1 protein-coding gene is annotated in these 283 nt (G+C 74.2%); it reads right to left on the bottom strand.

Features of this window, described 5'->3' with window-relative positions:
* Window positions 1–283: cytosine permease (locus FJ658_RS15615; protein ID WP_181408524.1), on the bottom strand; the 283-nt coding region annotated here is incomplete at both ends.

Genomic DNA, 283 nt, shown 5'->3' with positions numbered 1-283 from the left:
GAGGGCGATGAACGCCGGGATCGCGGGGTCGGCGGCGTCCGGTGCGAGCAGCGCCGCGCTCGTCACGGCGAGCAGCCACAGCAGCACCGCGCCCCACAGCGCACGTCCGATCACGGCCAGGACGGCGGGCACCAGGTTGCCGAGCAACCCGAAGGTCGCGCGCGACACGACCATCGTGGGCTGACCGCTCCACTTCCCGGCGAGCGACCCCAGCCCGAGCGGAAGGGCCGACAGTCCGACGCCCGCGACGATCGCCACGAGCACCTGCCGCAGGCTCATCCCG

This window comes from Schumannella sp. 10F1B-5-1, assembly GCF_006517535.1.
Classification (GTDB): domain Bacteria; phylum Actinomycetota; class Actinomycetes; order Actinomycetales; family Microbacteriaceae; genus Schumannella.
The sequence above is the reverse complement of the archived record's forward strand: the minus strand, read 5'-3'. Positions and strand labels throughout refer to the sequence as shown.